Below are 12896 nucleotides of genomic sequence, written 5' to 3' on the forward strand. Positions count from 1 at the left end.
CGACCGCCGCCCACCACCCGGCTGGCGCGCCGCCGGGGGGCGTGGCTACCCCGCGAGGTCCGGCTCCAGGGCGTCGGGGAGGGCGGGGAGGTCGGTGGCACCGTCCAGGACGCGGGCGTGCGGGGGCGGTGGCGAAGTCGGCGGCGTCGGTGGGCGCGCCGGTGCGACGGCGGAGACCCGGGCGCCGGCCCGGTGGGCGGCCGGCAGGTCACCGGTGGCGCCGCCGACGGCGGCCATCCGGTGCAGCGTTCCGCCGGGGCCTCCCGGGCCCAGATCGCCCTGCGCGCTGCTGCCCGCCGTCACCCCCCGGCTGGCCGGGCTTGCTCCTCCCCCGGCTGGACGTCGACGTCCGCGCCTCGCTGGTCCTCGGGCCGGTCGGGGCCGTCGACCTGCTCCCGGCGGCGGTCCGCCGCCACCCGGTCCGAGCCCCGCCGCCCCGCCCGAGCCCCGCCGTCCGGTCCGGACGCCCCGACCGTCGTTACAGGTCCCCCCACTGGTCGAGCAGGGCGTCGGCGTCCGGCTCGGCGGGGCCCGGGTCCTCCGCGAGGGTCTGCTCGGCCCAGATGATCTTGCCGCGGGCCAGGTAGCGGGTGCCCCAGCGCTCGCAGAACCGGGCCACCAGGTAGAGGCCCCGGCCGCCCTCGTCGGTGTCTGCGGCGCGGCGCAGGTGCGGGGAGGTGCTGCTGCCGTCGGCGACCTCGCAGATCAGGTGCCGGTCGTCGCAGAGCAGGCGCATCCGGACCGGCTCGGTGCCGTAGCGGATGGTGTTGGTGACGAGTTCGCTGATGATCAGCTCGGTGGCGAAGACCTTGTGCTCCAGGCCCCAGCGCTCCAGGGTCGCGGTCACCTCGGCGCGGATCCGGGAGACCGCGGCGGGGTCCCGTTCGAGCCGCCACTCGGCGATCCGGTCGGGGTCGAGGCGGCGGGTGCGGGCGGCGAGCAGCGCGACGTCGTCCTCGGGGCGTTCGGGCAGCAGCGCGTCCAGGACGGCGGTGCAGGCGCCCTCGGGGGTGCCGTCGGAGCCGGCCAGGGCCCGGGCGAGCAGGCCGAACGCCTCGTCGGTGTCGCGGTGGCGCTGCTGGAGCAGGCCGTCGGTGAACAGCACCAGCAGGGTGCCCTCGTCCAGGTGCAGGTCGAGCAGCTCGGCGGGCAGCGCCGCGCCGGTGCCCAGCGGCGGGGAGAGCGGCAGCTCGGGGACGTGCACGGTGCCGTCGGGGTGCAGCAGCGCGGGCGGCGGGTGGCCGGCGGAGGCCAGCGCGCAGTGCCCGGTGGCCGGGTCGTAGACGGCGTACAGGCAGGTCGCGCCGGTGACCGCGCCGTCCGCGTTGGGGTCGAGTCGGGTGGCGAACTCGTCGAGCTGGGCGAGGAGTTCGTCCGGTTCGAGGTCGAGGGCGGCGAAGTTGTGCACCGCGGTGCGCAGCCTTCCCATGGTGGCGGCGGCGCCGACGCCGTGGCCCACCACGTCGCCGACGGCCAGCGCGACCCGGGCGCCGGAGAGCGGGATGACGTCGAACCAGTCGCCGCCGACGCCGGCCTCGGCGGGCCGGTAGCGCCAGGCGGTGTCGACGGCGCTGTGGGCGGGCAGTTCGCCGGGCAGCAGGCTGCGCTGGAGCGCGGTGGCGGTGGCGTGCTCGCGGGTGTAGCGGCGGGCGTTGTCCAGGCAGACGGCGGCGCGCAGCGCGAGCTCCTCGGCGAAGGCGAGGTCGTCGGCGGTGAACGGCTGCTGCTCGGCGCGCCAGAAGTTGGCCACCCCCAGGACCAGGCCGCCGGCCTGGAGCGGCACCGAGACCAAGCTGTGCAGGCCGAAGTCGAGCAGTTCGCGGGCGTGTTCGGGGTCGGCGCACCAGTCGTCGCGGGCGGCGAGGTCGATCAGCAGGGCCCGGCCGGCGACCAGGTCGGCGGGGATGGTGGAGACGGGCGCGGTGCCGACGGGGTGGCCGAGCGGGTACAGCGGGAAGCCGGCCCGGACGCCGACCCGGGCGGTGCGGCGCACCCGCAGGCTGCCGGGCTCGGGTTCGGCGCCCTCCAGCACGGGTTCCAGGAGTTCGACGGTGGTGTAGTCGGCGAACTCCGGGACGGCGGCGGCGGCGAGTTCCTCGGCGGTGCGGGTGACGTCGAGCGTGGTGCCGATCCGCAGTCCGGCGGCGTACAGCAGGTCGAGGCGGCGGTGCGCGGTCTCGGCGCGGCCGGCCAGCGCGCGCAGCTCGGTGGTGTCGCGCAGGGTGGCGACCGCGCCGTCGGTGCGGCCGGCCCGGCGGACGGGGCGCTGGTTGACGGCCAGCAGGCGGTCGCCGACGGGGTGCACCTCGTCGGTGGCGGTGCGGCCGGAGCCGAGCAGGTCGGCGAGGTCGGGCGGCAGGCCGAGGGCGTCGAGCCGCGGGGCGGGGTCCGTGGCGGGCAGGTCGAGCAGGCGGCGGGCCTCGTCGTTGGCGAGTTGCAGGCGGCCGTCGCCGGTGATGACGACGCCCTCGCGGACGGCGTGCAGCACGGCGTCGTGGTGTTCGTACATCCGGGTCATCTCGGCCGGTCCCAGGCCGTGGGTCTGCCGCCGCAGCCGCCGGCTGACCAGGGCCGAGCCGCCGGCGGCGAGCACCAGGGCGACGCCCGTGGCGGCGAACAGCACGGGCAGCTGCGCCTGGAGGTGCTCCTGGACGCTCTTGACCTGGATGCCGACCGAGACCAGGCCCACCGGCTTCCCGGCGGGGTCGAAGACGGCGACCGTGGTGTCCACGGCCCGGCCGAACAGGGTGCTGTCGAAGGTCTCCTGGAACGGCCGGCCGCTGAAGGCGGGGGCGAACGCGCCGGAGACGTGGCCGCCGATCAGGCTCGGGTCGGGGTGGGACCAGCGGATGCCGTTCGGGTCGAACGCCACCACGTACGCCACGCCCGCCTTCATCCGGGTCTGCTCGGCGGCGGGCTGGAGGACGGCGCTGGGGTCGGCGGACTCCATCGCGGCGCGCGTCCCGGGCGCGTTGGCGAAGGACTCGGCGACCGACATCGAGCGGTCGTACGCCTCCTGCGTGGTGCGCTGGCGGGCCTGCACCACCAGCGCCGCCAGCGCGGCACCGGCCAGCACCACGATCACCACCAGTTGCAGCAGGAACACCCGCGTCGCCAGACTGCGCGGCAACCGGGCCCACCGCGGTCTCCCGTGCTCGCTCACCCCTACATTCTGGGAGCCCGCCGGGCCGACGGCCTGTCCGGACGAGTAGCGGGCGCGGCGGCGGTCGGGGTGGCGGGCCCGTTCAGCGGGTGGCGGCGGCGGAACGGGGCAGGCCGCTCGGCTCCCACCGGCGGACCTCGGCCCGCTCCCCCGTGCCGGGCGCGCCCGCCAGCGCGGCCTGCCGCCCGGCGGCGGCGACGGCCTCCGCGGCGGTGGGCGTCCAGTGCGCCGAGACGCGCAGGCCGGTGCGTCCGTCGTCCAGGGCGGTGCGCAGGGTGACGATCCACGGCGGCCCCCAGACGTGCGGCGGGCGCGCCGACGGAGCCGGCGCGCCCGGGGACGGAGCGGCGGAGGCGGCGGGAGCGGCGGAGGCGGTGGAGGCGGTGGAGAAGCAGGACACGGTGTCCTCCGGGGTGGTGCTCGGTGGGTGCGGCGGCGCCCGCCGCCCGTCAGGGCGGGGGCGGTGGGCACCGCCGCGGCTTGCGGGGCCGCCCCGGGCCGGGGTCCGGGGCGGCGGGGGGCGGGTCAGGGGGTGCGGACCCAGAACTCGATGGACAGCGGCGGGACGGTGATGGTCAGGGTCGGGCCGGTCTTGAATCCCAGGGACTGGTTGTTGGTCGAGGGGCCGTAGCGGTGGCCCTCGAAGGCGGCGGCGGTCCGGGTGTCGACGGTGTAGGTGAAGGAGTCGGTGGCGGAGCGGTTGGTGATCGCGAAGACGGGCTTGCCGGCCGGGGTCTTCCAGGCCATGATCCGCTGGTCCCGCAGGACGGCGGACTCGTCGACGCCGTAGCGGACGGAGTCCCACGGCAGGTACCGGACGAAGCCGGCCACGGCGTTCCAGTTCTGCGGGTTGAAGTCCCAGTGGCCGACCGGGATGTCCGGGAAGTGGCTGAAGTCGGTGTCGCCCGGCGGTCGCCAGAAGCCGAGCGAGTAGCCGGGCGCCTCGGCGTTGGTGGTGGGCTTGAGGGCGTGCAGCCAGAACCAGGTGGGGGCGTCCTGGAAGACCATCCAGTTCATGATCGACTGGGCGGTGTTGACCGTCCGCACGTCCGAGGTCGTGTTGTCGAGGTACTCGAACTCGTTGTTGAAGACCGTCTTGCCGGACGCTCCGACCCGGAAGTCGTGGTCGATCTGGTAGTCGGAGTCGTAGCCGATCCGGTGGTAGGTCCAGGCGTCCACGTAGGACAGCGCGGTGGCGTCCCGGGTGATCGCCTGGCCGATGGCGCCGCCCCAGCCGTCGAGGCTGTCGGCGGTGACCATGACGTTCGGGTACCTGGACTTGATCTTCGGCACGACGGCCTTGAAGGTCGCCAGGTACTGGTCGGCGGTGTAGACGCAGGAGGAGTAGCCGGTGGAGAGCCGGGGCTCGTTCTGCAGGCCCCACATCGAGACCGGGACGCCCTGGGCGGTGAGGTGGTCGAGGTCGCCGACCAGGGCGTCGCCGAAGTCGGACAGGAACTGCGGGTCGAAGGAGGAGAGGTGGCCGCCGATGTAGGAGTCGTTGGACTTCCAGCCCGGGGCGGGCGACCAGTACTCCACCGAGGTGCCCTCGATGCGGGCGCGGCTCATCATGTCGGCGAGTCCGGCGCCCTGGCCGGCGAAGCGGTCCTGGATGTGCTTGCGGGTGGGGTCCAGGCCCCGGTAGTAGAGGCCCATCGCCAGCCGGCAGTAGCGGAAGCCGCGGTCGGAGCGGCCGCCCATCAGCATCTGCTGGTAGAACCGGGTGAGTTCGGAGGCGGTGAGGTCGTGCGGGACGCCGCTGACGGTGTCCGGCAGGCCGTTGTTGCCCGAGCCGATGGAGTCGGACTGGATCTCGAAGCCCAGGCCGAGGATGGTCTGCTTGGCGGCCTGGTCGAAGCGGATCGCGTAGCTGCCCGAGGTGGCGGCGGCGGTGGCCGCCGCGGCCGGGGACAGGTGGAGCAGGGGCGAGAGCGCCGCGCCGGCGCCGACGGTCGCGGCGCCGCGCAGCATGGAGCGGCGGCTGATCCCGCTCGGCTCGGGCAGGGCCATGGTCTACCTCCGGGGGTGGGTGGGGAAGGCGACGGGGTACTGCGGGTGTCCGCGTCTCCGGCCGGGGTCAGAGACGGGCGACGGTGTAGCGGTCGACGGCGTCCTCGTCGAGGTCGAAGCCCAGGCCCGGGCCGGTGGGCACGGTCAGCACGCCGTCGGCGAACTTCGGCGGGTTGCGCAGGATGGCCTCGCGGATCGGGTTGGGCAGCCGGTTGTACTCGTAGGTGCGCAGGTTCGGGGTGGCCGCGCACAGGTGCAGGGCGGCGCACAGGCTGACGCCGGAGCCGACGCCGTGCGGGGCGATGTCGACGTGGAAGGCGGAGGCGAGCGCGGACAGCCGCATCGCCTCGGTGATGCCGCCGCACCGGGCCACGTTCGGCATGAAGACGTCGATGGCCCGGTTCAGCAGGGACTCGCGCAGGTCGAAGCGGGTGAAGTGGGTCTCGCCGTTGACCACGGTCAGGCCGGTGCGGCGGCGCAGTTCGCCCAGGTTGGCCAAGTCGTCGACCTGGAGCGGCTCCTCGTACCAGGAGATGCCGAGGTCGGCCAGGACGGCGCCGACCCGGGTGGCCCGGTCGAGGTCGTAGGCGCAGTTGGCGTCGGTGAGGATCTCGACGTCCTCGCCGACGGCGGCGCGCACCGCGCTCAGGTGGGCCCGGTCGGTGCGCTCGCCGCGCCCGATCTTGACCTTGAGCGCCTTGAAGCCGGCGTCGACGAAGCCGAGCGCCTGGCGGGCGGAGTCCTCGGGGTCGGCGTGCAGCGCGACGGGGCTGGCGTAGCAGGGCACCGTCTCCCGGATCGGGCCGCCGAGCAGGCGGTGGACGGGCTGTCCGGCGAGCTTGCCGCGCAGGTCCCACAGGGCGAGGTCGACGCCGGCCAGGGCTTCGAGGTAGAAGCCGCGGTTGTGGCCGCCGGCCGCCTGGCCCTGGTAGAGGCGCTCCCAGACCGCGCCGGTGGCCAGCGCGTCCTGGCCGATCAGCAGCGGGGCCAGCACGGTGGCGACGACGGTGGCGGTGACCTGCGGGGAGGGCAGGCCGTACGCCTCGCCGATGCCGACGCTGCCGTCCTCGGTGTGGACCTTGACCAGGGTGGCGTACTGGCCGCGGCGGGGCAGCACCAGGTGGCTGGAGGCCGGGTAGCGCAGCCAGTCCGGCACGTCTGCGGGCGAGTCGTAGAGGTCGTCGAAGCTGGCGGACAGGGCCAGGGCCTCGACCTTGGTGATGCGGAGCGGCTGGGTGCTCACGGGTCTCTCTCCTGCGGGGGTGGTGCGGGCCGCCCTCGGTCGGAGGGCGGGGCGGGTCAGGCGTGTTCGAGGATGTCGCCGCGCGAGGTCTCGCGTCCGCTGAAGACCGCGACCGCGGTGATCAGGCAGCCGGCCACCACGTAGAGGGCGACGGGGGCGATGGAGTCGGTGCCGGCGACGAGCGCCGCGCCGATGAAGGGGGTGGTGCCGCCGAAGATCGCTCCGCCGAACTCGCGGCCGACGCTGACCCCGCTGAACCGGACCCGGGCGTCGAACTGCTCGGCGACCAGGGCGGCCTGCGGGCCGAAGACCATGTCCTTGCAGACCGGGACGGCCAGCACCAGCGCCAGGAAGACCAGCGCGGTGTTGCCGGTGCCCAGCAGCCAGAAGAACGGGTAGGCGTAGACGATGGTGCAGCCCAGGCCGATGGCGACCATGGTGCGGCGGCCGATCCGGTCGGAGAGCCAGCCCCAGAACGGGATGGTGAGGATCTCCAGGGCGCCGGCCAGGGCGGCGGCCCACAGCATGGTGGACTTGGGGATGCCCAGGTCCTTGGTGGCGTAGGAGAGGCCGAACGCCTGGATCAGGTAGGCCCAGACGAAGCCGGAGGCGGTGATCCCGAGCACCCGCAGGACGGCGCCGGGCTGCTCCTTGACAACGGTCAGGAACGGGAAGCGGACGGTCTCGGCCTGGTCGGCCAGCTCGGTGAAGACCGGGGTCTCCTTGATGCCCCGGCGCAGCCACACGCCGAACAGCACCAGGACGAAGCTGAGCAGGAACGGGATGCGCCAGCCCCAGGTGAGGAAGGCGTGGTCGGGCAGCAGGGCGACCAGGGCGAAGACGGCGGTGGCCAGGACGGAGCCGGCGCCGGTGCCCATCGCGGGGATGGAGCCGAACAGGCCGCGCTTGCCGTTGGGGGAGTTCTCGACGGTGAGCAGCGTCGCGCCGGCGAACTCGCCGCCGACCGCGATGCCCTGGCAGATCCGCAGCAGGACGAGCAGGACCGGGGCCCACACGCCGACGGTGGCGTGGGTGGGCAGGACGCCGACCAGGGTGGTGGCGACGCCCATGCCGAGCATGGTGACCAGCAGGACGTACTTGCGGCCGATCCGGTCGCCGAGGTGGCCGAAGAGGATGCCGCCGACGGGGCGGGCCGCGAAGCCGACGCCGAAGGTGGCGAAGGAGGCCAGGGTGGCGCCGGTCGAGCTGGAGCCGAAGAAGAGCGGGCCGAAGACCAGCGCCGAGGCGAGGCCGTAGAGGTTGAAGTCGTACCACTCCATGACGGTGCCGACGGTCGCGGCGGCCATGGTGCGCCGGGTGGGGGCGCTGGGGGTGCTGTTCACGAGGGTTCTTCCGGGGTGTGCTGTGGTGGTCACGGGGTTCTCCCACCGGCTGGGGGCGGCTTGTGCGAGTTACCGTATGCGATATACGAAATGCGGTCCATAGCTGCTGCGGCGGTGTTTCCGTTTCGTGTCCCGGCCTCCTCCCGGTAGGCCGCGGCGGGCGGCGCGGCCACCTCCGAACGACGGGCCAGCACCGCGCCCGCCAGGGCGTCCGGCTCCGGCAGCCGGTGCCGGGCGGTGGTGGCGAACATCAGCCCGCCGCCGAAGGCCACGCTGCTGACGTGCGGCGTACCGACGGCCGAGGCGCCCAGCAGCCGGCCGTCCGGGGCGTGGCAGCGCACCGTCCCCGCCCCCCAGGCCGCGACCCACAGCCGGCCCCGGGCGTCCACGGCCATGCCGTCGGGGCGGCCCTGCGCGGCGGGCAGCCGCACCAGCGTCCGGCTGCGGCCCAGCTCCCCGGTGGCCGGGTCGAGGGCGTGGGCGGTGATCTCGCCGCGGGCGCTGTCGGCGAGGTAGAGCACCGTGCCGTCCGGGGCGAAGACCGGCCCGTTGGGCACGGTCAGTCCCGCCAGCACCCGGTGCACGCCCCCGTCGGTGTCCACCCGGTACAGGCTGCCCGCGCCCTCGGCCGCGTCGGCGGCCATGCTGGTGGCCCAGAACCGGCCCGCCGGATCGCAGCCCGCGTCGTTCATCCGCCGCGGCCGGTCGGCACCGGCCTCCGGGCGGGCCAGCCAGCGCACCGGGCCGGTGGGGCCCAGCCGGACGATCCCGTCCCCGGCCGCGGCGATCCACTCCCCCGCCCGGCCCGCCACCGGGGCCACCGCGCCCAGCGGCACCCCCAGGTCGGCCGGCGTCCGCACCCGGCCCGGCCGGGCCGGGTCCCAGGCGTGCAGCGTCCCGCGCAGCAGGTCGGTGTAGTACAGCCGCCCGTCGTGCCAGCGCGCGGCCTCGGCCAGCTGGTGGCGGGCCGGGCCGATCGGCCGCCAGTGGTCCTCGCGCATCGGCGACTCCTCCGTTCGGTGCGGGTGGTGCGCGGTGCGGGTGGTGCGCGGTGCGGGGCTGCGCTCAGCGCAGGGCGGTGCCGGGCGCGGCGGAGAGCAGTCCGAGCTCGGTCCGGACCGGCGGGCCCTCCCAGTCGCCCGCCGCGGCGACCGCGAACGCGCCCAGCGAGACCGCCCGTTCCAGCCGGTCGGCCACCGACAGGCCGTCCAGCCGGCCCGACAGGTAGCCGGCCGTGAACGCGTCACCGGCGCCGACCGTGTCGCGCACCGTCACCGGCACCGCCGCCCGGGCCGTGGACCCGTCCTCGGTGAACACCTCGGCACCCTCGGCGCCGCGCTTGACCACCACCTCCCGGACGCCCGCCTCCAGCAGCGCCTCCACCCGCGCGGCCTCGGTGTCCGCCGCCGCCGGGGCGGCCAGGTGCAGCTCGTCGTCCGAGGCGACCAGCACGGTGGCGCGGGCGGCCAGCGGGCGCAGCGCCTCGGCGGCGTCCGCGGCGGTCCACAGCCGGGCGCGGTGGTTGACGTCCAGGCAGAGCGCCGCGCCGGTGCGGTTCGCCCGCTCGGCCGCGTACCGCACGGCGCCCAGCGGGCCGGGGCCCAGGGCGGCGGTGACGCCGGTCAGGTGGACCACGTGCGCGCCCTCGGCGAGCGCGGCGGCGGCGTGCCGCTCGGACAGCAGGCTGCCCGCCGAGTGCGTGCGGTAGTAGACGACCCGGGTCAGGTCGGTGGTGCGGGGTTCGAAGACGACCAGTCCGGTGGGCGCGTGGTCGGCCACCGGGGCGTGGGCGAGGTCGACGCCCTCGGCGCGCAGCGTGCGCAGCACCAGGCGGCCGAACTCGTCGGCGCCGACCACGCCCGCCCAGCGCACCCGGTGGCCGAGCCGGGCCAGCCCGATGGCGACGTTGGCCTCGGCGCCGGCCACCGACAGGTCGAGGGAGCCGCCCAGGTGCAGGGGGCGGTCGGCGCGCAGCGCGCCCATCGCCTCCCCGAGCGTCACGACGTCGAGCACGGCCGCTCCTCCTTCACCACGCGCAGGAACTCCTCGATCCGGCCGGGCAGTCCGGCGTCGCCGCCGGGGTGGGCGGCGGCGCCGACCAGCGGGCCGCCGACGCCGACGGCCAGCGCCCCGGCGGCCAGGAACGCGGCGGCGGCCCGGGCGTCGACGCCGCCGACGGGGACGAAGTGCGCGGCGGGGAACGGGTCGCGCAGGGCCCTCAGGTAACCGGGGCCGCCGAGGGCGGCCGGGAAGAGCTTGAGCGCGGCGGCGCCCTCGGCCAGCGCGAGCGCCACCTCGGTGGGCGTCACCACCCCGGCGAGCACCGGCAGGCCCGACTCGCGGGCCCGGCCGAGCGCGGCGGTCACCCCGGGGGTGACGGCGAAGGACGCGCCGGCCGCCGCCGCGTCCCGGGCGTCGGCGGCGGTGAGGACGGTGCCCGCGCCGAGCGCCGCGTCCTCCCCCAGGACGGCGCGGGCCCGCTCGATCACGGTCAGCGCCCCGGCGGTGGTCAGCGACACCTCGACCAGCGGGACACCGCCCCGGAACAGCGCCAGGACCGTGTCGAGCGCCGCGTCCGGGTCGCTCCCGCGGACGATGGCCAGGAGCCGGTGCCTGCGCAGGCTCTCGATGAGGTCGTCCGGTTGCACGCCTGCCTCCAGGGCTCGAACAGCATTTCAGATATAGTATACGTTCCTCCTTCGCCCCCGCCCGTCCGCCCCCGCTCCGCCGTCCCGAAAGGCCCCCTCATGACCAGAACGGCCCTCATGACCAGAACGGCCCTCCTCACCGGCGCGGCCGGCGGCATCGGCCGCGCCGTCGCCGCCCGCCTGCTCGCCGACGGCTGGCAGGTGGCCGGCCTCGACCTCGCCGGCACCGGCCCCGACGGGGTCCGGATGCACCACGCGGACGCCACCGACCCCGCCCAGGTGCGGGCCGCGGTCGCCGCCGCCCTCGACCGGCTGGGCCACCTCGACGCCCTGGTCACCTGCGCCGGACTGACCGAGGGCGCGCCGCTGCACGAGACCACCGACGCGCAGTGGCACCACGTGCTGGACGCCAACCTCACCTCGGTGTTCCTGTGCGTGCGCGAGGTGCTGCCCGCCATGCTGGCCGCCGGGACGGGCACCGTGGTGACGGTCGGCTCGGTCCTGCACCGCACCGCCGCGCCCGGCCTGCCCGCCTACGCCGCCGCCAAGGGCGCCGTCGCCGCCCTCACCCGGCAGTTGGCCGTCGACTACGGCCACCACGGGCTGACCTTCCTCACCCTCTCCCCCGGCTGGGTCCGCACCCCCGCCACCGAGTCCCGCCTCGGGGCCCGCGCCGACCAGGACCTGGCCCGGCTGCGCGAGAGCAACCCGCTGCGCACCGTCGCCGACGCCGCGCAGGTCGCCGACGCCGTCGCCCTCGCCCTCAGCCCCGCCGCCGCACTGCTCACCGGCTCCGAACTCGTCCTGGACGCCGGCGCCCGCCTGGTCAGCCCCGCCAGCCTGCTCCGCGACACCCACCGCGAACGGCTGGGCCTGCCCCCGCTGGACGCCTGACGGCCCTTCGGCGCCCGGGCCCTTCGGCAGCCGGGCTCCTCGACCTCCGGACCGTTCGACGTCCGGACCACGGGAGTCCGGCGCGGCCGGTGCCGGGTGTCAGGCGCCGACGGCGACCTCGTGGTCGGCCTGGGCGCGCATGTGCAGCCGGGCGGCGTCCGCCGCGGCCCGCGCGTCGCGCGCGTGCAGGGCGGCCAGCAGCGCCTCGTGCTCCTCGACGACCGAGCCCCACTCGCGCTCGCCCATCGGCGCGGTGATCCGGAACCGGCGCACCGTCAGCAGCAGTTGATCGGTCAGCTCGGCCAGCACCCGGTAGCCGGCCGCCTCGGCCAGCAGGCGGTGGAAGCGGGAGTTGAGCTCCGCCATCGCGGTCAGCTCCCCGCCTTCCAGCGCGGCGCGCATCTCCGCCTGGACGCCCTCGACCGCGGCGAGGGCACCGTCCGTGATCCGCTCCGCGGCCAGGCCGGCCACCAGCGTCTCGATCGCCTCGCGGGCCAGGAACACCCCGCGCATCTCGGCCACGTCCACGGCGGCCACCGTGACCCCGGCGTGCGGCCGGGACACCAGCAGCCCGTCGGACTCCAGCCGCTTGACCGCCTCCCGGATCGGGATCTTGCTCACGCCCAGCACCCGGGACAGCTCGTCCATGTTGACCCGGTCCCCCGGCCTGAGGTCGCCGCGCGCGATCGCCCCGTGCAGGCTCTCGTAGGCCAGATCGGCCTTGCTCCTGACCACCGGCAGCGGATTCGCCCAGCTGTTCTCACCCATCGGTCAATCGTATGCGATATCCTGCCTACTGTCCAAGGCTCAACAAACCCAGCGCAACGGTCCGGACACGCCCCGCGGGGTCAGCCCTCCCGGGGCACCGGCTCCTGGTCGGCCTGGGAGCGGATGTGCGCCCGGGCGGCGTCGGCGGCGGCCCGGGGGTCGCGCGAGCGCACCGCGGTCAGCAGCACCTCGTGCTCGGCGACCACCGCCTCCCAGCTGCCGGTGTCCAGCGGCGCGGCCACCCGGTAGCGGCGCACCGTCAGCAGCAGCTGGTCGGTCAGCTCGGCCAGCACCCGGTAGCCCGCCGCCTCGGCGAGGACGCCGTGGAAGCGGGAGTTCAGCTCCGCCATCCGCTCGGTGGTCCCGGCGTCGAGGGCGGCGGTCATCCGGGCCTGGACGTCCGCCAGTTCGGCGAGCCGGTCCTCGGTGATCCGGGCCGCCGCGAGTTCGGCGACCAGCGCCTCGATCGCCTCCCGGGCCAGGAACACCCCGCGCATCTCGGCGGCGTCCACCCCCGCGACCACCGGGCCGGCGTGCGGCCGGGTGACCAGCAGCCCGTCGGACTCCAACCGCTTGACCGCCTCCCGGATCGGGATCTTGCTGACCCCGAGCGCCCGGGACAGCTCGTCCATGTTGACCCGCTCGCCCGGCTTCAGATCGCCGTCGGCGATCGCCCGGTGCAGGCTCTCGTAGGCCAGATCGGCCTTGCTCTTGACCGGCGGCAGCGACTTCGCCCAGGTACCCATGCCCACACCGTAGGCGATCGGGCCGCCGCTCCACGCCTCCTCCCCCGTTCTCCCCCGTTCTCCCCCGTTCTCCCGCCGTCG

At 75.7% G+C, this 12896-nt stretch carries 12 protein-coding genes; 1 reads left to right on the forward strand and 11 read right to left on the reverse strand.

What is annotated here, in order from left to right:
* Nucleotides 1-45: 45 nt before the first annotated feature.
* From ACIQVD_RS29820 to ACIQVD_RS29860, 9 genes are all read right to left on the reverse strand, one after another.
* Nucleotides 46-237 carry a hypothetical protein gene (locus tag ACIQVD_RS29820; protein WP_402292278.1) on the reverse strand — a complete coding sequence of 64 codons (192 nt, stop codon included), beginning with the start codon at nucleotides 235-237 and terminating at the stop codon, nucleotides 46-48.
* Nucleotides 238-478: 241 nt separating this feature from the next.
* Entirely contained in the window at nucleotides 479-3130 is a 2652-nt protein-coding gene (locus tag ACIQVD_RS29825; RefSeq protein ID WP_402292279.1) for a SpoIIE family protein phosphatase, read from the reverse strand.
* A 115-nt stretch (nucleotides 3131-3245) separates the two neighbouring features.
* A complete protein-coding gene (locus tag ACIQVD_RS29830; RefSeq protein ID WP_402292280.1) occupies nucleotides 3246-3563 on the reverse strand; it encodes a hypothetical protein in 318 nt (105 codons plus the stop codon).
* 125 nt (nucleotides 3564-3688) lie between these two features.
* The gene (locus ACIQVD_RS29835) at nucleotides 3689-5173 is read right to left on the reverse strand and encodes a hypothetical protein (RefSeq protein WP_400691048.1); all 1485 of its coding nucleotides are present in this window, start codon (nucleotides 5171-5173) and stop codon (nucleotides 3689-3691) included.
* A 67-nt stretch (nucleotides 5174-5240) separates the two neighbouring features.
* On the reverse strand, nucleotides 5241-6416 hold the full coding sequence (locus tag ACIQVD_RS29840; RefSeq protein ID WP_400691045.1) for a mandelate racemase/muconate lactonizing enzyme family protein: 1176 nt from the start codon (nucleotides 6414-6416) through the stop codon (nucleotides 5241-5243).
* A 56-nt stretch (nucleotides 6417-6472) separates the two neighbouring features.
* Nucleotides 6473-7759 (reverse strand): MFS transporter, encoded by a 1287-nt coding sequence (locus ACIQVD_RS29845; protein WP_402292281.1) that lies wholly within the window; start codon nucleotides 7757-7759, stop codon nucleotides 6473-6475.
* Between the two features lie 29 nt (nucleotides 7760-7788).
* Nucleotides 7789-8760, reverse strand: coding sequence for an SMP-30/gluconolactonase/LRE family protein (locus tag ACIQVD_RS29850; protein ID WP_402292283.1), 972 nt, complete (start codon nucleotides 8758-8760; stop codon nucleotides 7789-7791).
* 64 nt (nucleotides 8761-8824) lie between these two features.
* On the reverse strand, nucleotides 8825-9742 hold the full coding sequence (locus ACIQVD_RS29855; RefSeq protein ID WP_402292336.1) for a sugar kinase: 918 nt from the start codon (nucleotides 9740-9742) through the stop codon (nucleotides 8825-8827).
* Between the two features lie 14 nt (nucleotides 9743-9756).
* Nucleotides 9757-10407, reverse strand: coding sequence for a bifunctional 4-hydroxy-2-oxoglutarate aldolase/2-dehydro-3-deoxy-phosphogluconate aldolase (locus tag ACIQVD_RS29860; RefSeq protein WP_400691036.1), 651 nt, complete (start codon nucleotides 10405-10407; stop codon nucleotides 9757-9759).
* 117 nt (nucleotides 10408-10524) lie between these two features.
* Here ACIQVD_RS29860 and ACIQVD_RS29865 point away from each other — a divergent pair, with 117 nt between their 5' ends.
* Nucleotides 10525-11301, forward strand: coding sequence for an SDR family NAD(P)-dependent oxidoreductase (locus tag ACIQVD_RS29865; RefSeq protein WP_402292284.1), 777 nt, complete (start codon nucleotides 10525-10527; stop codon nucleotides 11299-11301).
* Between the two features lie 99 nt (nucleotides 11302-11400).
* On the opposite strand, the gene ACIQVD_RS29870 is transcribed toward ACIQVD_RS29865, so the two are convergent.
* Together ACIQVD_RS29870 and ACIQVD_RS29875 are read right to left on the reverse strand one after the other, a co-directional pair.
* Nucleotides 11401-12069 carry a GntR family transcriptional regulator gene (locus tag ACIQVD_RS29870; RefSeq protein ID WP_400691030.1) on the reverse strand — a complete coding sequence of 223 codons (669 nt, stop codon included), beginning with the start codon at nucleotides 12067-12069 and terminating at the stop codon, nucleotides 11401-11403.
* Nucleotides 12070-12149: 80 nt separating this feature from the next.
* Entirely contained in the window at nucleotides 12150-12815 is a 666-nt protein-coding gene (locus ACIQVD_RS29875) for a GntR family transcriptional regulator (RefSeq protein ID WP_402292285.1), read from the reverse strand.
* Nucleotides 12816-12896 lie beyond the last annotated feature (81 nt).

The organism is Kitasatospora sp. NPDC090308 (assembly GCF_044769485.1).
Classification (GTDB): Bacteria; Actinomycetota; Actinomycetes; order Streptomycetales; family Streptomycetaceae; genus Kitasatospora; species Kitasatospora fiedleri.

Coding starts and splice junctions, on each gene's coding strand:
- ACIQVD_RS29820 (WP_402292278.1), bottom strand. CDS start 237: ATGGCCGCCGTCGGCGGCGCCACCGGTGACCTGCCGGCCGCCCACCGG.
- ACIQVD_RS29835 (WP_400691048.1), bottom strand. CDS start 5,173: ATGGCCCTGCCCGAGCCGAGCGGGATCAGCCGCCGCTCCATGCTGCGC.
- ACIQVD_RS29850 (WP_402292283.1), bottom strand. CDS start 8,760: ATGCGCGAGGACCACTGGCGGCCGATCGGCCCGGCCCGCCACCAGCTG.
- ACIQVD_RS29855 (WP_402292336.1), bottom strand. CDS start 9,742: ATGGGCGCGCTGCGCGCCGACCGCCCCCTGCACCTGGGCGGCTCCCTC.
- ACIQVD_RS29865 (WP_402292284.1), top strand. CDS start 10,525: ATGACCAGAACGGCCCTCCTCACCGGCGCGGCCGGCGGCATCGGCCGC.
- ACIQVD_RS29870 (WP_400691030.1), bottom strand. CDS start 12,069: ATGGGTGAGAACAGCTGGGCGAATCCGCTGCCGGTGGTCAGGAGCAAG.
- ACIQVD_RS29875 (WP_402292285.1), bottom strand. CDS start 12,815: ATGGGTACCTGGGCGAAGTCGCTGCCGCCGGTCAAGAGCAAGGCCGAT.